The following is a 22168-nucleotide window of genomic DNA, read 5'->3' as shown; positions in this document are numbered from 1 at the left end:
ACCTAATAAAATGGTGATGGTTATACCAGATGTAATATAATAGCACTTCACCGTTTTAAATCAGTTGATTGGAATGGAAATCAACTGATATTGAAAAAATAACAAACTATATACACTATATCGTTTTTATTAACCGATTTCATAGGAAACGCTTTAAATTGTTGAAAATTTGTCGAATTTTTGTTTTTAGCTTCTCTCAAAAAGGGAAAATAGATGAAGATGTTAAATCATTATAATAGAAGGAAGCAATAATTATTTAAAATGAGGTGAAAAGATGAATCTATTCATAACTTCGGGAACTGCTGATTTTCTGTTAAAAATAAAAGAAAAACACCAGGCCGAAAACATGGTCCTGATGAACAACAACGAATCATCCATCCTAGTCCATGAAACTGAAAACAAGACATTATTCAGTTCGCCTAGGAAATATGAAGTGATTGATTCAGCAGGCCAACTTGGCCATGAAGGCTTTGCTGTTTTTAACAATATCCCTGTAACCGATGAGGGAAGACCGCTATTTGAGGACCGCTTCCTTAACCGGCCAAGACTCATCGAGAACGAACCAGGTTTTGTCGCCATCCGTGTACTGCGGCCATTGAGCTCCAACACTTATATCATTTTGACCATCTGGGAAAATGAAGGAGCATTCGAAAACTGGCAAAAATCCAAAGCCTATGCACATGCACATAAGAATCGCGGGACAGAGGCTGGAATTGATGGAGCAAGACCTAATATTTTCGAAAGCGCCTCATATGTCTCAAAATACTATATTGAAGGCGAATGATCGTCTTCCTTTGGCGCCACCCTTGAGGTCATGGGTGGCGCTTTTTTCTGGTATTGGGCTATTTCGTGTCTCCATCAGGCCGATGGATGACGCTTTTACCAGATTCCGCGGCGTATCTTGTCTCCATAAGGCTGATGGTTAGCGCTTTTTTCTTATCCCACGTCATTTCGTGTCTCCATCAGACTTATGGCAAGCGCATTTTTCTGGTCCTGCGTCATTTCGTGTCTCCATCAGACTTATGGCAAGCGCTTTTTTCTGATTCTGCGTCATTTCGTGTCTCCATCACAGCTTTATCAATGTAAAAGAGGGTGTCATCTCGTGACACCCTCCCACACTTATGGCATCTTAATCAATCCGTTCCGGTTTGCGTATACTGCAGCCTGGGTTCTGTCGGACAAACCAAGTTTACCCAGAATATTGGAAACATGGGTTTTGACCGTTTTCACGCCGATGAATAACTCCTCGCTGATTTGCTGATTCGTCATTCCTTCTCCAATACATTTCAGTACTTCAAGCTCCCTTTCTGTCAGTTCATCGTGTGGCTTCCGCTCCTGTGGCCTTAATCTTTTCATCATCCTGTTGGCTACCTTTGGTTCAATGACCGTTTCTCCTCTGGACGCTTTTTCAATCGCCCTGATGACTTCTGATGCAGAAGCTGTTTTTAGCATATAGCTGAATGCTCCTGCTTCGATTGCCGGAAAAACTTGTTCATCGTCATAAAAGCTCGTGATGATGATGATTTTGCATTCTGGGTAGAAACTTAGAATCTCCTTTGTTGCTTCAATTCCCGTCCCATTCTCCATTAACAGATCCATTAGTACAACATCAGGTTTTGTATCTTTCACTAGTGAAACAGCCCTTTTTCCGGAATCTGCCTCGCCGACGATCTCAATACACGGTTCGGTTTCCAAATAGGAAATGATGCCTTTTCGGACCATTTCATGATCATCCACTACCGCCACCCTGATTTTCTCCATTATTCTTCCCTCCTCATTGCAGGTATCCGTATTTCAATATATGTCCCTTCATCCGCTTTTGAACGGATATTATATGTACCGCCAATTTGCTCGCACCGTTCCCTCATCGTCTTAAGGCCGTAGGATGCCATCCTTTCTTCGTGGATGTCAAACCCTTTGCCGTTGTCTCCTATATATAGATGGATATATTGCTGTTCCTCTGAAAGTATCAGTTTTACCTTTGTCGCATCGGCATGGCGGAGGATATTGGACAGTGCTTCCTGGACGATCCGAAAAATATGCTCCTCAGCCGCTTGCGAAATATGCTCGATCTCATCGACGCTTGCTTCGAATGCCAGGTTCGTTTTTTGCTTAAGTTCCCGGATCAGTTTAATAATCCCTTCACACAAACTCTCCCCACTCAGTTGGACAGGTCTCAAGTGAAGAAGAAGAGCCCGCATCTCTCCCTGTGCTTTGCCTGCTATTTCAGAAATTTGCTCCAGCTGCTTTCGGGCTTTTTCTGGCTCCTGGTCAAACCACCTTAGGGAAGCGGATGACATCATACTGAGTGCGAATAGCTGCTGGCTGACCACGTCATGCAGATCCCTGGCAAGCCTTTGCCTTTCCTCCATGGTCGCGACCGACTTTACCGTCTTTGATAGCTCTGTTTTTTCCTCCGCCAGCCGCTGCAGTGAATAGACCTGCTCCTGGAGGTATTCAGATAACTGGTTGAGTTCCTCTGAGATGAGCCCGATTTCGTCTTTTTCGTCCGTCATGATTCTTTCGGTGAATTTGCCTCTGCGCAAAGTAGCAATGAACAGCAAAATGTCGCCCAGTCGCCCTTTGATTACATAGCTGCCTCGTAAACTGAAGTAAAATCCAACAGCTGCTATCGTTACAAAGCTATACAGCCAAAACCAGAAGGTCATTGAAGTAGAAAGGCCGCTGTCGGGCACTAGGAATATAAAGATTTGAAGGCCGATGAAGAGGATGAGAGAAGTTATGAAAGCCATCATCAAGAAGGTCTGGATAAACCATAATCGGATACTTGTCATTTGCTTCTCCCTCCTACACTCGATCAATTCTTACAGAACCGATCTTCAATTCAATCGTAATATTCAACTTCCTTACTGCCTGGTCATAATCATCCGACTTATAGGCGACGACGTGTTTTATTTGCTCCTGCGCATAATCGAATAGCTTTACTTCACCGACACCAATGACCGCATCAATCTTTACCGGGACATCCTCCGGTATGAGCATCTTCACTTCACCAATCCAGCCTCTTACCCTTATTGGCGTCTCCCTGTCCGGAATGAAGCCTTTGCTGAAGTCGATAAAATATTCCCCGACCATATTGTATAAATCCATAGGTTCGACTGCCCAGTTCTGCTTTTTGAATGTCACATTTCCAATCGAAACCCCTCGTATTTTCTTTAAGGAGGCTTCAGACATCTCCTTCGTTGACGATATATCAGTTTGGTACATAACCTTTATTTTTTTACTTTTAAAAAGAATGGCTGCCCCAAAATAGATCAACACTAGCGGCCATAGCTTCCAGACATCAAGAAATCGAAAATCAATCACATCAAAACGGTCCATGATCAGCAACGATGAAAAAAGGGTGATGAATGATCCCCATCCGAACTGCTTTCTCATCAATAGCACTAATCCATAGACTAGTAGTAAAAAAGGATAGGTTACGACAAAAAGCTCTTTTATTTCCAAGGAAATGACACCTAAGTTAACTAGCAGAAGTATAATTCCCAGACCTGATAGTATGACAGCCGCAGCTATCTGATTCACCGAACGTGTCCCCAAAAGTTCCCCCTTCTTTCTTTCCATCATAATCAATTATTCTTTTCTGCCTCGGATAATCCCTTTATTTTACGGTTAACCCATAATATTAATCTACTTTATTTTACAGGGTAGCTTGACATTTTCCGCCCCTCTGGAGAAGCTTTCCCCCTCCGTCTCGAGACCGATAAAAAATTATCACATACCGCTCACACCTTTCCGCGGCCATCATATCCTGTAGTACTCAATTAGGAAATCCGCCTATATTGCGCGAAGTGAAAACAGCATGTCATTTAGAAAGGAGCTTTATTTTATGCTAATAGAATTAACCGCACTTCATTGGATCTATGTTTTATTCATTTTCCTTATTATTGGCTTCATGGTCATGAGAAGAGACACAACTCTTATATCGATTATCGGAATATTCCTGCTGGCAGTCGTCGCGACTGGGTCGCTGAGTGCATCGGTGAGCAGCATATTCAATAGTTTCATCTATGCGATTACCGAGCTTTTGCCGACCATTCTAGTCATATCGATTATCGTAGCGATGAGCAGGACCCTTACGGTGACCGGTATCAATGATGCGATGATTTCCCCGTTCGCCAAGCTGATCAAAACACCAGCGCTTGCTTATTGGACGATCGGGATTGTCATGATGGTCATATCCTGGTTCTTCTGGCCTTCTCCTGCGGTTGCTTTAATGGGAGCCGTTCTTTTACCTGTGGCAGTAAGAGTCGGATTGCCAGCGCTCGGTGTAGCAGTCGCAATGAACCTTTTCGGTCACGGAATCGCTCTCTCGGGAGACTTTGTCATCCAGGCAGCTCCAAAACTGACTGCTGATGCAGCTGGCATCCCTGTCAGTTCAGTGGTCCAGGCCAGCATCCCGCTGGTTATTGTAATGGGTCTTGTCACAACGATCACCGCTTTCTACCTATTAAAAAGGGACATGAAAAACGGAAAGCTAAAAAGCGGAGGTTCGCTGCAGCTGGAAATGGATCAAACAAGTGATCCCAGCTTATTATCAAACGGTGCAAGGAAGTTTTTCGCTTTCATGATCCCCGTTTTATTTGCAGCAGATGTCGCTGCCATGTCCATTCTCGACTTACAGGGGGGCGACGCCACTGCACTTGTAGGCGGTACCTCGATCTTCATCCTTCTTCTCATATCCATCGCAGCACACAAAAATAAAGGTCTCGAAAAAACAACCAGTTATCTCATTGAAGGATTCCAGTTCGGTTTCAAGGTTTTCGGAGCCGTCATCCCGATCGCCGCCTTCTTCTACCTTGGTGATTCAGGCTTCACCAAAATCATCGGTGAATTCCTGCCAAAAACATCCCAGGGCATCGTAAATGATCTCGGTGTGGCGCTTGCTTCTGTCGTTCCGCTCAGCGCTGAAGTTGGTGCGATTACGCTAACTGCTGTTGGCGCAATAACCGGCCTCGACGGTTCTGGCTTTTCCGGTATTTCTCTTGCAGGCTCGGTGGCAGCAATTTTCTCGTCTGCTATAGGTGCAGGAGCAGCTACCCTGACTGCGCTTGGCCAAATCGCAGGCATATGGGTCGGCGGCGGCACTTTAGTTCCATGGGCACTGATCCCCGCAGCCGCGATTTGCGGTGTCGATCCGTTCGAATTAGCGAGAAGGAATCTGCTTCCTGTTACATTCGGCCTTATTGTCACTACGATTGTCGCAATGTTCCTGATCTAATTTAAAACACTGGATGCCATTCAATGGCTCCATTTATATACGAAGCTTCCTTCATGGGAGCTTCTTTTGCTATGATTCTAAAATGTTTTTAATCTATTTATGTGCTATAATTATTTAAATTATCAAACTATTAAACATAAGGAGATGAATCAATTGCAGGATCAGCTTTTCAGAAAAATAGATACCCTTTTTCCGGAAATGGTGGAAATCCGCCGGTATATGCACCAACATCCTGAGTTGTCTTTTCAGGAAGTGAACACAGCAAAATATATTCAATCATTCTACGAAAAACTTGGCGCAAAGGTCCGCGCAAATGTGGGAGGAAATGGAGTAGTCGCAACAATCCAAGGTGCAAAGCCTGGAAAAACGGTCGCGCTCAGAGCTGATTTTGATGCCTTGCCGATTCAAGATGAGAAGGAAGTGCCATATAAATCATTGGTTCCCGGTGTGATGCATGCTTGCGGACATGATGGACATACAGCAACATTATTGGTTCTCGCAAAGGTATTATACGAAAACAAGGAAAACTTGCAGGGTACATATGTCATGATTCACCAGCATGCTGAAGAATACGCTCCAGGCGGGGCCATCTCAATGATTGAAGACGGCTGTCTTGATGGAGTAGATGTAATTTTCGGCACCCATCTGTGGGCCACTGAACCGACGGGTACCATCCAGTACCGGATCGGACCCATAATGGCGGCAGCTGACCGGTTTGAAATAGCGATCCAGGGAAAAGGCGGACACGGTGCCCAGCCGCATAAGACAAAGGACGCCATCGTCACCGGAGCACAGCTTGTTTCGACCTTGCAGCAAATTGTCAGCAGACGAGTGGACCCTGTCGATTCTGCCGTTGTGACCGTCGGTTCTTTCGTTGCAGACAATGCCTTTAATGTAATTGCCGATAAAGCGAAGCTGATCGGCACTGTCAGGACATTCAACGAATCTACCCGGGATTTCATTGCAGCGGAAATTGAAAAAGTAGTCCATGGCACATGCCTGGCAACAGACTGCACCTATGATTACCAATATGATAAAGGCTATCCTGCTGTCGTCAACCATGCAGCAGAAACTGAATTCCTGATTGACTGCGCAACAAAGGTTCCAGAAGTGACTAAAATAGAAGAAAGTGCCCTTCAAATGGGCGGTGAAGATTTTGCCTACTATCTACAGAATGTTAAAGGCACCTTCTTCTTCACCGGAGCTAAGCCTGAAACAAACGGGTCCTATCCACACCATCACCCAAGATTCGATTTTGACGAAAAAGCGATGGTCATCGCGGCAAAGACTCTTTGTGCAGCCGCACTCAACTATCAAACAAAAGAACAAAACAAGCGTGAAAAAAGTGAGACACTAGCATAAATATTCCAATGCAAAACACCTCCAAAGCTCATAGCTGCGGAGGTGTTTGCAGTATCCTCATTCTATATACGTTCATCGCTGTTTCTCCAAGCTGGTCAAGAAGATTGTAATTTGCATAAGCTCCAACAACAGCTCCAATCCCAGGCATCAGCTGCAGCATTTTGACAAAATCGATATAATCTCTGTACTCCTGTTGGAATTGCTGCCAATCCAGCTCGGTCAATTCAGCTTTTCTTGCTTCCCAATTCTCAATCAAATCCAGTGTCTGCTTACGATGCTCATCACTTGAAAAAGCCAGCTGAAATACATATAGGATGAACAGCCTTTCTTCATATCTTGATGGATCAAACCCATAGACAGACGCAGCATCAAAAAGGAATTTCATTTTTATCGATAAAAGCAATGGAAAATCCGCCATTCCCAGCAATATCCCGCCTGCTCCAGTCCCGGCCCCTTCAACTGCAGCTGTCCTCTTGTACGCCGACAGCTTTTTAAGAAGCTGCTGGTCTTTTTCAGCAAGAGTCAGCCCCGTACCCTGCTGCTTCTTCGTCGTATAATTCGATCCGGCCAATGTCGCCTTGACCATGTTCTTAATGCTTTCCGTCAAGAGTTGATGGACTTTGTCGGGAATCAACTGATTCACCTTTGTCTGTGCTTTCTTTGATGCCCGCGCAAATAGGCTTGAACGTTTATTCAGCTTCCGCTTCCAGGCAACTACCTCTTCATATGCCTTTAATTCATATTCATTCAAAGCACTCACCCCTTTTTGTTACATACGTATCAAACCAAAAAAACGATTCAAAAAAATCCTTTTCATAAAAGCTTAAAGCGATTACGAAAAGGATTCTTAACTAGGATTTCAATTTGCTTTGGCTGTAAAAATAAACAAAAAACAGCGAGAATGCGATGCCGGATGCCAATACAATCAAGGCAGACAGCCATTCCCCTTTAATCAGGACTGCTGCAGCAAATAAAGCTGCCTGGAAGATCATGATTCCCAATAGCAAGCTTGTGAAGGATTTCTTTCTTGCCTTCTCTGGCACTGGGTACAGCCCCACCCATAGTTTGTTTTGGTGATGGTTCCATAAGGGCAATAGCTGGAACCCTGTCAAATACATGAATAGCAAAGCGAGAAAAATTTGCCCCGGCCCATAAGTGAGGAAATAAAGCGCGGCTCCCCCTATCAGCGAAAGGCGGACCAGCAATCCAAAATAATCCCCGGACCTTGCGAAAGTCCTTAAGTATAGATGGCTGAAGGCCAGGTCCTGCCTGTATGGAATGACATTAACCAGCCAGTCAAGCCATTTTCTCCTTTTCGTGCGGTCCCGCAGCTTCGGAACATCCGTAAACATATTGGCCACGCGATAAAAGGCGTTCATCCGTCTTTCTTCGTCCTCAATCAACTGCTCCCACTTCAAGCCTTTGTCTTTCGCCTGTTTTTGATAATACAAGTTCAGCAGGATCAAGGCTGCGATCGGAACCGCCACAAAGATCAGCTGGGCTCCTGAGAAGATAAAATACAAAAGCACCACATTGATACAAAAACGAATGACACTGTCTGTCAATCTAACATTTTTTTCGATGAAATACTGTACATTCCATCGTATCAAAATATTCAACCATTTTATCAGGATGAGTGCGATCAATAGGATGAAAAACGATTTGAAGTCGGCATCATGTATTTTTACATGCAGCGGCATGAGCACAGCGAGTACCATCAGCAATAAATAGGATTGCAGGCTCAGGCTGAATACGATCGATTTCCTGAAATAATCATTCAACCTTGTTTCGAGCGGCAGCAGGAAGATTTTATCCGCCTCAGTCAAAAATGTCTGGATTGGACTATATGTAAGTATGGATGCAAGAACCAAAGCTATGATCCATGCCGCCGGGAAATCCGGCTGCAGCGTTGCAATCCACTCTTGATAGTAAAAAGCTGCTGTTCCCAATAAAAACAGCACGACAATCACTAAATGGCCATTAAAAATGTATCGAAGGTAGCTTCCCGTTTCCTTGGCAAAGGTACCGAAACGCTCCTTCCATAAGTGCTGCGGATTAAACATAGTCTTCTTCCTTCGTCAATTGGATATACAGGTCATCAAGTGTTGCTCCAGGCATCTTGAACTGCTCCCTTAGCTCTTCAAGCGTCCCATGCGCCCTGACCTCGCCATTATGAAGAATGACAAAACGATCACAGTAACGTTCAGCCGTTGCGAGAATATGCGTCGACATTAGTATCCCGGCACCATTTTCCTTCATCTTGTCCATCAAATCCAGCAAAGATTGAATTCCAAGGGGATCGAGACCGACAAATGGCTCATCAACGATATACAGGGAAGGTTGTACTAAAAATGCACACATGATCATGACCTTCTGCTTCATCCCTTTTGAAAAATGCGCAGGAAACCACTTAAGCCTTTTGCTCATCCTGAATTCCTTCAATAAAGCATCAATGCGTCGTTCATATTCCTTTTCTTCAAGTCCATATGCCATGGCGGTCAGCCGCAGATGCTCTTCAAGTGTCAACTCTTCATAAAGAATTGGTGTTTCCGGCACAAAGGTGAACTGTTTCCTATATTCTTCCTTGCCTTCTAAGAAGGTTCTGCCATTGATTTTGATGTCGCCTTTATGAGGTTCCATCAGACCGATCACATGCTTGATTGTCGTACTTTTTCCGGCACCGTTCAGTCCAATCAATCCCACGATTTCATTTTTATTGACAGTGAAGCTCACATTTTTCAAAACCGGATTCCTTGTATAACCGCCGGTTACCTCGTTAATTTCCAATAAAGACATGTGCAACGTCCTTCCAGTTCGTATTCTGTACCGTTATTTTAACAAATACAGCTTCATTAGGAAAAGCTTCAACTTATTTCGAAACTTTTCCGCATATATGATGACAATCGGGGCATCATAATTTTTGAAGGGGAAACAAGCAATAATTCGAAATGAGGTGTCTGTAAAAGACATATTATTCGTTTTATAAGCACACTGATTTAAACGTTCAAACAAGGGGATGGTTGCATTGCGCTACGTAAATGTTAACCCAGCCGTTCAGTAACATCACTCCACATTTTGAAATGAGGTGTGTGTCGCAGATCACTTCCCGCTTTATAAGTTGTGAAACCGACTAAAGCAGACAGGGGATGGTCCGATTGAACCAGGTACTGAATAACCCATCATTTATGTAAATTCAAATGAATTGACAAATGAGGTGTTTATCAAAGGTATACCTGCTGAGAACGTCAATGAACAGTAAATCGTTTTCCCTTCAGGGGACAGGATTCCATGCGGATCCTGTCCTTTCTTTCTTTATGTTTATAGTCAAAATGTGATAAAATACCAGAAACATGACCAATGGAAAGGGTGGAACAAATGAGTGATTGTATTTTTTGCAAAATCATCAATGGCGACATCCCATCAAGCAAGGTTTACGAGGACGAAAATGTACTGGCTTTCCTCGATATCAGCCAGGTAACGAAGGGACATACACTTGTCATTCCTAAAGTACATAAGAAAAATGTCTATGAATTAACAGATGAAATTGCCGCGAATGTATTCAAGGCAGTTCCAAAAGTCGCCAATGCCATCAAGGCTGCCTATGACCCGATCGGATTGAATGTCCTGCAAAATAACGGTGAAGCCGCCGGGCAATCTGTCTTCCACTTCCATATGCACTTGATTCCGCGCTATGGCAATGGAGATGGCTTCGGCGCAGTCTGGAAAACCCACCAGGATCAATATACCACGGACGATTATCAAAAAATCGCCGCAGAAATCAATAGCAAGATGTAGACTTCCGCTCTGCGGGAGTTTTTTTGTGTTTACTTTATAGTACCGAACTTCTCTATGTGACCTTTTGACTGTTGCCAACCGATTTTGGGCTTATAGAATTTTCCTATGTGACCTTTTAGCTGTTGCCAACCTATTTTGGGCTTATAGAATTTTCCTATGTGACCTTTTAGCTGTTGCCAACCTATTTTGGGCTTATAGAATTTTCCTATGTGACCTTTTGACTGTTGCCAACCGATTTTGGGCTTATAGAATATTTCTATGTGACCTTTTAGCTGTTGCCAACCTATTTTGGGCTTATAGAATTTTTCTATGTGACCTTTTGACTGTTGCCAACCGATCTTGGGCTTATAGAATATTTCTATGTGACCTTTTGACTGTTGCCAACCGATTTTGGGCTTATAGAATATTTCTATTTAATCTTTTTGCTGTATTCAGCTCCCTAATTTTTTTACTAACAATTTTCAAAACTTTTCTGAAAATATTAGAAATCCCCTTCTTTTTCTGGTAGCATGATAGTAACTTTAATACATTAACGAAATGCCGTATCTTATTTTTCGGAGGGATGATCTTGAAACGTGCTCTCAATTTTAACGCTGGCCCGGCTGCATTGCCTGAGGCCGTGTTAGCGAAAGCGGAAAAAGAAATGATGAATTATCGGAGCAGCGGGATGGGAGTCATGGAATTGAGCCACCGCAGCAAGGAATTTGAAGACATCAATGAGCAGACAATGAATTTGATGCGCAGCCTTCTATCCATCCCGGATGATTATGAGATCCTCTTCTTACAGGGTGGTGCAAGCCTGCAGTTTACCATGGTACCGATGAATCTTCTTGAAGAAGGATCATCCGCGAGCTATGTCCTTACAGGCACATGGGCTGAGAAAGCACTGAAAGAAGCACAGAAAATTGGAAATGCCGTAATAGCCGCATCTTCCAAAGATGTCAACTATCGATCAATCCCCAGTACATCTAAATTCGATATACCAGATGACTCATCCTACCTTCACATCACGACGAACAATACCATCTATGGAACTCAGTGGCATTCCTTCCCTGAGAGCTTGCCTACTCCGCTTGTTGCTGACATGTCCAGCGACATTCTCAGCAGGCCACTAAATCTATCATCATTCGGGCTCATCTATGCAGGTGCGCAGAAAAATCTCGGTCCATCCGGAGTCACCGTCGTGATCATCCACAAAGATTTGCTCAAGCGCTCTAAAACAGGACTGCCTTCAATGCTTAACTATCAGGTTCAGGCTGCTTCAAAATCTCTTTATAACACACCTCCCACGTTATCGATATATTTCCTGAAGCTTGTGCTTGAATGGGCTGAAGCTCTCGGGGGGGTTAAACAACTCGAAATGATGAATAAGGAAAAAGCGGCATTGCTTTATGATGCGATAGACAGAAGTGATGGTTTCTATAAAGGGCATGCGGAAAAACCGAGCCGCTCATTGATGAATATCACCTTTACACTTGCTAATGAGGATTTGACTTCTGCCTTCCTCCAAGAGGCGGAGGAATCTGGTTTTATCGGACTTGCGGGCCACAGATCTGTTGGCGGCTGCAGAGCCTCGACCTATAATGCTGTTCCCTTTGAAAACGTTGAGAAACTTGCCGATTTCATGAATCGTTTCAGAAACAGAAATTGACAGAATATTAACCTTTACTCCATTAAAATATATGTTATAATTGGAGAAAGCTTTTCGCTGCAGGCAAAGAGAGCACTGCAGGAGGAGTACTAGTTAGCTAGAATAGCAGAGGAGAGATGAGAAATGAATACGAAGAATCTTGTAGCATTGTCCCTTTTGGTGGGGATGGGAGCAGTCTTGCATGTGGTGGTACCCGGGTTTTTCCTTGGGATGAAGCCTGATATGATGCTGACGATGATGTTCCTTGGAATCATCCTTTTTCCTGACAAAAAGAGTGTACTCTTAGTTGCTGCCGTAACTGGATTGATCTCTGGATTGACTACTACTTTCCCAGGAGGCCTTGTTCCGAATATCATTGACAAGCCTGTTACTGCGTTCGTCTTTTTCGGAATCCTGATGGCGCTGAAAAACTTCAAGTTTTCCATTTATACTGCAGCTGGCCTTACAGCGGTTGGAACCATTGTGTCGGGAATCGTTTTCCTTGGTTCTGCCTATTACCTTATCGGCCTGCCGGGACCGTTCACTGCATTATTTGCAGCGGTTGTCCTGCCTGCAGCAGCATTCAACGCCGTTTTCATGGCCATTCTTTATCCAGTGGCAACGAACATTTTCAAAAGAGCAAAGCTCGCTGAAATCAATTAAAAATTATCAGCCCCTGTCTACATAGACAGGGGCTTTGTTTTGCTCTATTGGAATGAGTAAAAGATAATCCCGATCAGTAAAAAAATGGCTCCTCCTCCTGCCAGCGTCCCTGCTCTCTTCCGCAGAAGCGCTTTCGGTGGATACATCCCCGGCTTTCTTAACGCAAGGAGCTGATGGACGGCCCCCGCAAAGAAAGCAACGCTGATGAGAAACACCATACTTGTAAAGATCCCCACTCCCCTCCTCTCCTTCCTGAACATGACGTTATTATATTTTTATGCCTGTTAATTTAAGGCTATGAAGCTAATAACGTTTATTTGTGCGAGAATAGGAAATTAAATATAGAAGAAAAGAGGAATCGTGATTCATTTGGAGAAAATATACAGTAAAATTGTAGAGGTGGTCACAACATGAAAGCGAAAAATGTTTTAGCGGGAATGGTTGTAGGCGGAGTTGTAGCTGGAATTGCAACGCTGCTCGCGGCACCAAAATCAGGTTATGAAACCAGAAGGACTCTTCTGGCTAATAAAGATGAATATCTCGGATCCATCAAGGATATAAAGGATGCGGCTGTTGAATTGAAAAACACAGTAGCCACCGCTTCCAAGGAGGGCAAAGCCTCTATCCAAACATTTATCACCGATGTAAAGACAGCGATCTTCGAGTGGAAGCTTCAAACAGAGGAAAACATGCAAGGCCTTCAAGAGGATATCAAGGAGCTTGAGGATTCAATTAAAGATTTGGAATCTGAGTTGGCTGCTGAGAGTTCAAAAGAAAATTAACCAGAATGATCCTTCCCCTAAAGTTATTTTTTTCGGGGGGAAGGATTTTCTTTTTTTATCCAGAAAGATATATTATGCAAATTGCAATTTTCTTATGACAATTAAATCTTTACATAAAAACAACCCGACTTCAGATGGAATTTAACAAATTCAAAAAATTTTGTAAATTTATATCTTTATTAATTTTTGTTTTATTGGCATAATGAAAATAGAAACAATAAAGTAGGTGAATATGAGAATGGGAGATAAAAATTATTCAATGAAAGAAGCAATGATGTTTAGTCAAAGAATTGCCCAGCTGAGCAAGGCTTTATGGAAATCTGTCGAGAAGGACTGGCAGCAATGGATCAAACCATTCGATTTGAATATCAATGAGCATCATATTTTATGGATTGCTTACCATTTGAATGGTGCATCGATTTCTGATGTGGCAAAGTTTGGAGTCATGCATGTATCCACTGCTTTCAACTTTTCGAAGAAGCTTGAGGAACGAGGTTATTTAAAGTTTTCCAAGAAGGAAAGCGACAAAAGAAATACCTATATCCAGCTTACGGAAGAAGGAGAAGGTATTTTGCTCGCATTGATGGAAAGCTATGAGCCAGATAATAATGCTGTTTTTTCAGGTGCGATGCCATTGAAGGAACTCTATGGCAAATTCCCGGACATCATTGAAATCATGGCAATTGTCCGCAATATTTACGGCGATGATTTTATGGAAATATTCGAGAAGTCTTTTTCGAATATTGACAGGAAGTTTTCCGATGAGGACGGCACACTTAAAAAGATAGATCCAGCCGCAAAGGAGTATGCTTGATTTATAGGTATGATGGCACTCCTGATTAGAGGAAGTTAACCGCTTGGAGACACAAACTTGTCCACTTCCTCTGGCTGCTTTCGAACTGGAATCATCTTATAAAGCGGATGAATGAACATTGACCATTCCGCTTTTTGTTCTTCCTACGGCTTGCTCATTCTCTCACATTAAAATCATCATCCTTCAATCTGTTAATTTATCCTTATATAACCCTCCAGAACGGAGTATATAAAAAACTATCTTTTTCCTTAAATATTTGTTATTGTATTTAAGATAAAAAGATTGCTAAGGAGGGATTCTTCGATGATCTCCATTTTATTGGTGTTTGTCCTTTTTGCTGCCTTCATTCTCTTCTATATAAACAAGCTTACAGACTCCCTCTGCATCCAGAAGGAAATACCGGAAGACAAACATGCAAATATTTTCAGGACGATCAATATTTTAGTTACAATTTTGCTGATTTCATCCTTTGTTGAAATCTTGTATACGTGACTACATAAAAAAGCTCCAGCCCCAGCCACACGAGTCGCTTGAGCTGGACATACATTAAGCGGTGAGGTTTCCCTCACCGCTTTTTATTTCGAGTTTTAAATTAGCCTTCAATTAAGGCATGCAGAAAGCATTGCCCATATGTGCTTACAGCCAAGAAGCACCGATGATGATTAACAGAATGAACAAGACAACGAGCAAAGCGAAGCCGCTGCCATATCCATGTCCTCCTCCAGACATTGAGGTTCCTCCTTTCTGCTTTTAGAACTTGCTTTAACATCATGGCTCTCGAAGTACGGGGGTTTTTGTCCCCCCATACTCGTCAATCAGAAATTAAAGCCAAGCTGCACCCACGATGATTAACAGAATGAATAACACGACAATTAACGCGAAGCCGCCGCCGTATCCTGCACCCATATTAACACCTCCTTCCAAATGGTTATGGTATCTTATTCAAGTAATGACATATCCGCATAGGCATCTATCCTGCTTTTCTTCCATTTTGTTGATTATAGGTAAGCCGCACCTACAACAATCAGCAAGATGAACAGGACAACGATTAACGCAAAGCCTGAATTATAGTGGCCCATTTTCAACTACCTCCTTTTTTTCTCTTCTCTCCATCCTATGCACCGGTGAGAAAACGGTATAGATATTCGCCCATCTCCATAAATACCCAATATTACCCATTACATATTTTTTGTAGAAAATTGAAATTATGTTATAGTAGAGTTTGTGGATTAAAAACGGCCACTAGAATTTTCTGTTTAGGAGATGTTCACCATGAAAAAAATGATAATTTCCCTCACGGTTGCAGCCGGAGTAATGGGTTTAGGTGCTTGCAGCAACGATAATGCTGATTCTTCGGAAGTGATCGTTGAGTCGAAGGCGGGCAACATCACGAAAGAAGAACTTTATCAATCAATGAAGGAAAAGTATGGAGAGCAAGCGCTTCAAGAATTGCTATACCAAAAAGTTCTTGCGGAAAATTATGAAGTAACGGATAAAGAGGTTGAGGAAAAAGTGGCCGAGCTTAAGGATGAGCTTGGAGAGAACTTCGAGCTAGTTCTACAGCAAAACCAGCTTAAAGACGAAGAAGAATTAAAAGAAGTCCTTAAAGATCAGCTTCTAATGGAAAAAGCTGCACTTAAAGACGTGAAAGTCAGTGAAGATGAAGTCAAAAAGCGTTATGAAGAGTACAAGCCTGAAATCAAGGCAAGCCATATCCTTGTAGAAGACGAAAAGACTGCACAGGAAGTGAAGAAGAAGCTTGACGAAGGCGCAAAGTTTGAGGATTTAGCGAAGGAATACTCAAAGGACCCTGGTTCAGCTGCACAGGGCGGAGACCTTGGATTCTTCGGTCCTGGCAAAATGGTACCTGAATTTGAAGAGGCTGCTTATGCCCTTGAAGTAAATAAAATCAGTGAACCAGTTAAATCCCAGCACGGTTTCCACATCATCAAGGTAACCGAGAAGAAAGAAAAAGGATCTTACGAAGAAATGAAGGACGAGCTCGAGTATGAACTGAAGCTTGCTCAGCTTGACTCTAATAAGATTCAAGAGGTCCTGAAGCGTGAGCTTGATGCTGCGAACGTTAAGATCAAGGATAAAGACCTTAAAGGTGCTGCTGAATTCCCAGAAGCAGAAGTACAAACACCACAATAATTTCAAAAAACGCTGGCTCCATTTTCGGAGCCAGCGTTTTTTATGCTTCCGTTGAATGTTCACGCTGTTCTTTTTCCCTCTCGAGCCTTTTCATGTATAGCTCGCCCTCACGCTCAATGCTTTCCATTTCTTCTTTTCTTTCTTCTTTCCCTGTTTTCACTGCCATGAAGGCACTGAATACGATTCCTGCTGCGACTGCTATTACCCAGATTGGAATTGACATTTTTGCATACCCTCCATTTAAAGGTTGTCCAAATTGAACTCTTATTGTATTCATATGAAGAAAATTTCCAAATATGCCTTTTGAGGAGTAAAAAGAAACATAACAAAAAGGCCCCTCCATATAAAACGGAATAAGGCCTTTTGCTTTTTACTTATGGAAAACAGGCTTGTAAAATGAGCGGTTATCAAGCGCGAATACTCTTTCAGAGAACTCGCCCGGTTTAACCCTTGATAGCGCACGGTCCAGCATATTCATTTTCGCATCTAAATTATCGATATAATGCAGGATTTCCGCCTCTTTGATCATTGGCGGTTTCGGGCTGCCCCATTCCGCCTTGCCATGATGACTTAAGACCATATGCTGAAGAATGATGATTTCCTCACCACTGATGCCTAACTCATCGGCAGCCTTGCCAATTTCATTGACCATGATCGAAATATGTCCGAGCAAATTCCCTTCAACTGTATAGGTCGTAGAAATCGGACCTGATAATTCAATGACTTTCCCCAAATCATGTAGGATGACTCCCGCATACAAAAGATCCTTATCAAGGCTTGGGTATAATGTTGCGATTGACTTCGCAAGGTCAAGCATTGAGACAACATGATACGCAAGTCCTGAAACAAATTCGTGATGGTTCTTTGTTGCTGCAGGATATTCCATAAAGGCATTCATATGCTTTTTCAGAAGATGTCTTGTGACCCTCTGGATATTAGGATTCTTCATTTCGAATATATATTGGGTAAGCTTGCTGCTCATTTCATCCTGGCTGACTGGGGCTGTCTCAAGAAAATCAGATAGTTTGACAGAGTCAACTGGTGAAGCAGGACGAATTTGCCTGATTTTCAGCTGGTTGCGCCCTCGGTAATTCTGGATATCCCCCTGTACTTTCACAATGCTTTCAGCACCATAAGTACTTTCATCTTCCTCGGAAACATCCCAAAGCTTTGCTTCGATCTCCCCGCTCTGATCCTGGAGGATGAGTGTCAAAAACGGCTTGCCGTTGCTGGCAATTCCTTTTGACGAATGCTTGATCAATAAAAACAATTCTACCTGGTCCCCTGTTTCGTGATTTAAAATTCCTTTATTCATAGTTAACAGCCCTCTCCTCTCTGCAACAGTATAACACACAGAGTCTATTGTCTCTGATTCTCAAACCATGCCATTTTTAAACTATATTTGTACTTTTTTCTTGCAGGTTGACGATTTCATTTTCCGCAAAATAGTCCAGCAGATGGCGATGGCATGTAAAAATGAGAATTTGGTTGTTATTGCTCATTTCCCTAAGCAGCCTAATCGTCCTGTTCGTCCTGTTATGGTCAAAATTGACAAAGCTGTCGTCGATGATAATCGGAAATGGATAGCGTTCATGATGGTCTGCAGCAAGTGCAAGCCTTATGGATACATAGACTTGTTCTGCCGTTGCCTGGCTTAGTTCATTCGCTTCAAATAAAACATGGTCATTTCTTTCAATCAGGAAGCCGCTGCCGGAGATTTGTGGAATGATTCTCACATAGCTTCCATCAGTCAATATCGACAGGAAGCTTTCAGCCTTGGCCAGCATTCTCGGCATCCGCTCATCCTTATAACGTTCAATTGTCTTCGAAAGCAAATCCCTGGCGATCGCAAACTTTGCCCACTCTTTCGCATCCTCCGTGAACTCATGCTGAAGCTGCTTATATTTATGGAGCAATTCACTATATATGCCACCTTCTTCAAGCACCTTCATCTTATGCTTTACATCGGCAAGCAGGTCAAACTTTGCGGATAACTCCCGCTTTCTTTTTACTAACTTCGATTCGTTCTCCTCAATCTGTTCCTCAAGCGGAATTCCTGTCAGGATCATTATACGATCCTCATCCGTGATCCCAGATACAAGCAGCTGGTGATTTATATCCTCCAGCCTGGCTTTCCACCCCTTCACCAATGAGGCATTTTCCGCTTTCATCCTGAATCCATCCTCATCCTCTGTTCCGGCCTGTTCAAGTAATCTATCCTTTTCTTGACTGATCACTTCCTCTTCCTTCATTAGGGATAATGATTCTTCCTCCATTTCGTCCAGTTTCCCGGTAAGTTCACGGTACCTCGACTTCTGGTCAATTGCTTCACGCAGTGTCCGCTTTAATAGACCCGCCGCCTCAACAGGAGCAAGCTTGCCATTATGAAGGAATCGTTCCGCAAGCATTTTCAGGCTGTTTTCCATTTCGGATAAAGATCCGGTCACACTTTTTAAGCTTTCTTTTATTCTCTTTCTTTCACGGAAATACTGCTTTTGTTTTTCTATTAATTGGTAGGCATCCACTACCTTGATAGGACCGGAAAGATCCGTTAATCCAAATTGTTTCAGTAATTCCGACCTTTTCCGTTTTAGTTGTGCTTCATCTGCTTCCCATGCTTCAAATTGCTGAACTACTTTTTCAAAACGATCATGCTGCTGCTCGATTTTGATCATCAGTTCTCGATGTCTCAGCCTCGCCTCTTCGTCTTTTGCCAATAAACTCTTGATCATATAAGCATTGCCTTCCGGCTGGCTGTTCAAGCTTTCCTTCAACGCTCTTTCCCGTTCCAGCAGCCTGGATAGAGCCCTATCCTCCATTGGCATTTTCTCTGTGGACTTTAAACGCGCTGCCAGCAAAAACACCAAGCCTGCTATCCCTATCCCGGCTAGAAACCACGAACCATTTGTGATTCCCCAGAGAGAAACAATGAGAAAAATGCTTCCAAGCAGGAGCAATTGAGTTTGATCCTTCTTCTGTTGCTGCCTACGTCTGGCTTTTTCACTTTCTTCCTTGATTTTGGCCGATTCTATCTGGTCCATGACATATTGTAATTCGGCTTGGATTCTTTCTTTGTTTTCCAGCAGGTCGAGGTTATTCACCAGAACCGTTCGTTTCGCTTCAGCGAGGAGATCTTCTTTTGCGGCTTCAGCCCTAGCCTCAAGATCGGCCAGCGCCTTTTTCTCTTCTTCAAAAGAAGATTCCAACTCCAGCTTTTTATTGACTAATCTTTGCTCTGTCTGCTCCACATTGTCCGCTTGTTCCTTTATGAAGATGCTTGTATTGATTTCGTGGATATTTCCCTCATTGAAATCCGTATGGAGCTTGTCATTAAGCTGATCTATTTCTTCCGTTATTTCCTCCAGCTTGCTTTCCAGAAGCCTTTTTTCCTGTTTCAGCTGATCATATAATGGCAGATTCTCAATTCGTGCTTGAATTTCCGTTTCCATTTCCAGCAAATCTGAGTTTGGCTTGTGCCTTTCCAGATCTTTCAGGAATTGATCCTTCTTTTCATCTATCCTTAACTTTCTAGCCTGTATGGACTTATGCTGCTCGTCCAATTTTTCAAGCCGCTTCAGGCCGTCCTCTGGAAAAAAGGATGGATTATGCACTTGGATTTTCCTGTCCAATGCTGCAGCTTCCAGCACCAGCTTTTCATTGCGTTTATATTCGCGAAGCTTGGTCCCACTCTGCTCAAGGACGAAAATCTCATCCTCCAGCTGAGAGATTTTATTACTCACTTCCTCTTTCATGCTCATCAACTCTGAATATTGATCATTCTGTTGTTCAGCATTTTTCAACGAACTTTGGATGTCTTTCAACTCTTTTAATTTCTCGTTCAGCAACGGCCTTTTTCCGCTGGGCTTAAACCGCACTTCCATTTCCTTAAGCAGCAACCCCTCCGTGTTGAAGAGTTTGTCTGTGCCAAGAGTTCCTGCTGAAAATAAATACCTGCCAAGCTCTTCACCCTTCATTCCATGGATATTTTGCAACCCATGGACATTGAAAGAAAAAATGGCCTGGAATATACTTTTATCCATTCGTTTCAAAAGGTCTTTAAGTAATTCTTCGCCGCCAACCGTCCCGTCCTGTAATGATACAGTCACGTCACCGGCTGCCTTGCCTTTCACCCTTTCGATGACGGCAACTCCCCTGTCAGGAAAGAAGGCTTTGATCTTGCCGCCATACTTTGGGTTATTTTTTGGCTCATAGCGGATTTCTGCACTTTGCTTGGCGGGGAAGCCGAACAAAATGCTGTGAATGAATGACATGATGGTCGATTTACCAGCTTCATTTTCACCGTAGAAAATCTGGAGTTGATCTAAGGATTTAATCACATAATCCTCGAACTTGCCATATCCGTAAATATGCAGTTCAATTAGTTTCATCTTTCTGCCTCCTTTCTTTAATTTTTCAGCAGCAGCTGGAGCAAGATCCTCTCGGCATCCTCAACCAGTTCTTCCTTATCACGTTCCGACATCAGCTCTAAATGCCTTCTTGCCTGGCTGTGCTGGAATAGTGGAGACAGTGAATTCCGCAGGTCATCATACTCCTCAATCGTACTGAACAGCTCCTGATAAAAATCGCTTTGCTTAATCAATTGGGCGCGGTCGACAACAATATCTTCGGTAAATTTCAGCCTGTGCACCCAGACAAATGACTCTTCTTCCTTTTCTGCTTCCTGCAGGAGTTCCAGAAGTTCGCCGCTTGTTATTTTTTCGATCACATCGGTATGGCTGGAATTCAGACCTTTAATCCTAATATCCAGCAGGACCCCTTTTCCTTCTCTTCTTCTTCCATCAATGATGTTCAGGCAATTTTCATAAAGGGCATTGAAGCTTAACGAATCTTGTGCGTCAATAACAGTTTCATCCCAGATGACACCAGCAGTTTCAAAAAAGGAAGCTTCTGAACCTGCTTCTGTCAAATGAACGATATAAGCCCCTTTTTCTCCTATTTCCTTCCGATTCCTACCCTGGGGGTTTCCAGGGTAGACCACATAGGGCTGCTGGGATAAAAGCTCCTTTTTATGAATATGGCCCAGTGCCCAGTAATCATAGTCTTTTTCGATAAGGTCAGATAATCTGAAAGGTGCATATTTCCCATGATCACTCACACCCTCAAAATGGCCATGGAGCAAACCAACGTGAAAGTCTGCACCATCAATCTTCTGATACCTCTCGATCCACCGTTCCATGACATGCCGCTCCGGATAGCTAAAGCCGTATAAGTGGACAAGTGTACCATCAGCCTTTCTAAAATCAACCTTTTCTACCTGATCTGAGAAAAAGTGAACATTGTCCGGATAATTTAAAGCCACAGATTTTACGCCAAGATGATCATGGTTACCGTGAATTGCATATACCTTAATCCCTTTGGCAGCCAGTTTTTCCATTTCATTGCGGAGAACGGCCTGGGCCCGAATGCTCCGGTCCTCTCCATCGAATAGATCGCCAGCCATTACGACAAAATCCACTTCATGCTCAATCGCAGTATTTGTGATATTTTTCAAAGCCGTAAATGTGCTCTCCTGAAGCCGATGAAAAATGGCTTTGGGCAGATGCCGCAGGCCAACCATCGGGCTATCAAGATGAAGGTCGGCAGTATGTATAAATTTTACCTGTTTCATTGGATGATCCTTTCCCGTCCTATTTTCCTTTATTTTAACACTCTAAAAATACGAATGCACGTTCTATCATAAAAAAGCGTTTGCGTCTTGGCCAGCT

24 protein-coding genes are annotated in these 22168 nt (G+C 43.0%); 10 read left to right on the top strand and 14 right to left on the bottom strand.

The window, feature by feature from the left end; translation table 11 throughout:
- The first annotated feature begins 274 nt into the window (after positions 1-274).
- Positions 275-784 (top strand): antibiotic biosynthesis monooxygenase family protein, encoded by a 510-nt coding sequence (locus RH061_RS05935; protein WP_311074614.1) that lies wholly within the window; start codon positions 275-277, stop codon positions 782-784.
- Positions 785-1119: 335 nt separating this feature from the next.
- Here RH061_RS05935 and RH061_RS05930 read toward each other — a convergent pair whose 3' ends face one another.
- Genes RH061_RS05930 through liaF form a run of 3 tightly spaced genes read right to left on the bottom strand, consistent with a single transcriptional unit; the run spans position 1120 to position 3561 of the window.
- Entirely contained in the window at positions 1120-1761 is a 642-nt protein-coding gene (locus tag RH061_RS05930; RefSeq protein ID WP_311074613.1) for a response regulator, read from the bottom strand.
- Entirely contained in the window at positions 1761-2795 is a 1035-nt protein-coding gene (locus tag RH061_RS05925) for a sensor histidine kinase (protein WP_311074611.1), read from the bottom strand. Before RH061_RS05925 ends, RH061_RS05930 begins: the two co-directional genes overlap by 1 nt.
- A 13-nt stretch (positions 2796-2808) precedes the next feature.
- Entirely contained in the window at positions 2809-3561 is a 753-nt protein-coding gene (gene liaF / locus RH061_RS05920; protein WP_311074610.1) for a cell wall-active antibiotics response protein LiaF, read from the bottom strand.
- Positions 3562-3850: 289 nt separating this feature from the next.
- Between liaF and RH061_RS05915 the strand changes: the two genes are divergently transcribed.
- Entirely contained in the window at positions 3851-5242 is a 1392-nt protein-coding gene (locus tag RH061_RS05915) for a hypothetical protein (RefSeq protein WP_311074609.1), read from the top strand.
- A 153-nt stretch (positions 5243-5395) separates the two neighbouring features.
- Entirely contained in the window at positions 5396-6604 is a 1209-nt protein-coding gene (locus RH061_RS05910; protein ID WP_311074608.1) for a M20 family metallopeptidase, read from the top strand.
- Positions 6605-6632: 28 nt separating this feature from the next.
- Here the strand turns inward: RH061_RS05910 and RH061_RS05905 are convergent, their stop codons facing one another.
- From RH061_RS05905 to RH061_RS05895, 3 genes are all read right to left on the bottom strand, one after another.
- On the bottom strand, positions 6633-7355 hold the full coding sequence (locus RH061_RS05905; protein WP_311074607.1) for an EcsC family protein: 723 nt from the start codon (positions 7353-7355) through the stop codon (positions 6633-6635).
- Positions 7356-7455: 100 nt separating this feature from the next.
- A complete protein-coding gene (locus RH061_RS05900; RefSeq protein ID WP_311074605.1) occupies positions 7456-8667 on the bottom strand; it encodes an ABC transporter permease in 1212 nt (403 codons plus the stop codon).
- The gene (locus RH061_RS05895; RefSeq protein ID WP_311074603.1) at positions 8660-9400 is read right to left on the bottom strand and encodes an ABC transporter ATP-binding protein; all 741 of its coding nucleotides are present in this window, start codon (positions 9398-9400) and stop codon (positions 8660-8662) included. Before RH061_RS05895 ends, RH061_RS05900 begins: the two co-directional genes overlap by 8 nt.
- A 579-nt stretch (positions 9401-9979) precedes the next feature.
- Between RH061_RS05895 and RH061_RS05890 the strand changes: the two genes are divergently transcribed.
- The 3 genes from RH061_RS05890 to RH061_RS05880 all read left to right on the top strand — a co-directional run bounded on the left by RH061_RS05890 (position 9980) and on the right by RH061_RS05880 (position 12692).
- Positions 9980-10399 (top strand): HIT family protein, encoded by a 420-nt coding sequence (locus RH061_RS05890; protein ID WP_311074602.1) that lies wholly within the window; start codon positions 9980-9982, stop codon positions 10397-10399.
- Positions 10400-10967: 568 nt separating this feature from the next.
- Positions 10968-12050, top strand: coding sequence for a 3-phosphoserine/phosphohydroxythreonine transaminase (gene serC, locus RH061_RS05885; protein ID WP_311074601.1), 1083 nt, complete (start codon positions 10968-10970; stop codon positions 12048-12050).
- Between the two features lie 123 nt (positions 12051-12173).
- Entirely contained in the window at positions 12174-12692 is a 519-nt protein-coding gene (locus RH061_RS05880; protein ID WP_311074599.1) for a tryptophan transporter, read from the top strand.
- Between the two features lie 44 nt (positions 12693-12736).
- On the opposite strand, the gene RH061_RS05875 is transcribed toward RH061_RS05880, so the two are convergent.
- Positions 12737-12928 (bottom strand): membrane protein YhzF, encoded by a 192-nt coding sequence (locus tag RH061_RS05875; RefSeq protein WP_311074598.1) that lies wholly within the window; start codon positions 12926-12928, stop codon positions 12737-12739.
- Positions 12929-13102: 174 nt separating this feature from the next.
- On the opposite strand from RH061_RS05875, the gene RH061_RS05870 reads away from it, so the two are divergent.
- From RH061_RS05870 to RH061_RS05860, 3 genes are all read left to right on the top strand, one after another.
- A complete protein-coding gene (locus tag RH061_RS05870) occupies positions 13103-13474 on the top strand; it encodes a YtxH domain-containing protein (protein ID WP_311074597.1) in 372 nt (123 codons plus the stop codon).
- 238 nt (positions 13475-13712) lie between these two features.
- Entirely contained in the window at positions 13713-14288 is a 576-nt protein-coding gene (locus RH061_RS05865) for an HTH-type transcriptional regulator Hpr (protein WP_311074596.1), read from the top strand.
- Positions 14289-14591: 303 nt separating this feature from the next.
- Positions 14592-14780: a hypothetical protein gene (locus RH061_RS05860; RefSeq protein ID WP_225650422.1), complete on the top strand. Its 189-nt coding sequence runs from the start codon at positions 14592-14594 to the stop codon at positions 14778-14780.
- Between the two features lie 144 nt (positions 14781-14924).
- Here RH061_RS05860 and RH061_RS05855 read toward each other — a convergent pair whose 3' ends face one another.
- The 3 genes from RH061_RS05855 to RH061_RS05845 all read right to left on the bottom strand — a co-directional run bounded on the left by RH061_RS05855 (position 14925) and on the right by RH061_RS05845 (position 15367).
- Entirely contained in the window at positions 14925-15017 is a 93-nt protein-coding gene (locus RH061_RS05855; RefSeq protein WP_311074594.1) for a YjcZ family sporulation protein, read from the bottom strand.
- A 93-nt stretch (positions 15018-15110) separates the two neighbouring features.
- Positions 15111-15194: a YjcZ family sporulation protein gene (locus RH061_RS05850; protein ID WP_064503397.1), complete on the bottom strand. Its 84-nt coding sequence runs from the start codon at positions 15192-15194 to the stop codon at positions 15111-15113.
- A gap of 92 nt (positions 15195-15286) precedes the next feature.
- Positions 15287-15367, bottom strand: coding sequence for a YjcZ family sporulation protein (locus tag RH061_RS05845; protein ID WP_023615406.1), 81 nt, complete (start codon positions 15365-15367; stop codon positions 15287-15289).
- A gap of 193 nt (positions 15368-15560) precedes the next feature.
- Between RH061_RS05845 and RH061_RS05840 the strand changes: the two genes are divergently transcribed.
- Positions 15561-16442: a peptidylprolyl isomerase gene (locus RH061_RS05840; protein WP_311074592.1), complete on the top strand. Its 882-nt coding sequence runs from the start codon at positions 15561-15563 to the stop codon at positions 16440-16442.
- Positions 16443-16482: 40 nt separating this feature from the next.
- Here the strand turns inward: RH061_RS05840 and RH061_RS05835 are convergent, their stop codons facing one another.
- The 4 genes from RH061_RS05835 to RH061_RS05820 all read right to left on the bottom strand — a co-directional run bounded on the left by RH061_RS05835 (position 16483) and on the right by RH061_RS05820 (position 22071).
- Positions 16483-16665 (bottom strand): sporulation YhaL family protein, encoded by a 183-nt coding sequence (locus RH061_RS05835; protein ID WP_311074591.1) that lies wholly within the window; start codon positions 16663-16665, stop codon positions 16483-16485.
- A gap of 147 nt (positions 16666-16812) precedes the next feature.
- Positions 16813-17757: a 3'-5' exoribonuclease YhaM gene (gene yhaM, locus RH061_RS05830; protein WP_311074589.1), complete on the bottom strand. Its 945-nt coding sequence runs from the start codon at positions 17755-17757 to the stop codon at positions 16813-16815.
- A gap of 76 nt (positions 17758-17833) precedes the next feature.
- A complete protein-coding gene (locus tag RH061_RS05825; protein WP_311074587.1) occupies positions 17834-20830 on the bottom strand; it encodes an ATP-binding protein in 2997 nt (998 codons plus the stop codon).
- Between the two features lie 17 nt (positions 20831-20847).
- The gene (locus RH061_RS05820) at positions 20848-22071 is read right to left on the bottom strand and encodes a metallophosphoesterase family protein (protein WP_311074586.1); all 1224 of its coding nucleotides are present in this window, start codon (positions 22069-22071) and stop codon (positions 20848-20850) included.
- Positions 22072-22168: the final 97 nt, after the last annotated feature.

This window comes from Mesobacillus jeotgali (assembly GCF_031759225.1).
Classification (GTDB): Bacteria; Bacillota; Bacilli; order Bacillales; family Cytobacillaceae; genus Mesobacillus; species Mesobacillus jeotgali_B.
Note: the sequence above shows the minus strand (reverse complement) of the source record. Positions and strands in the feature narration are given on the sequence as shown.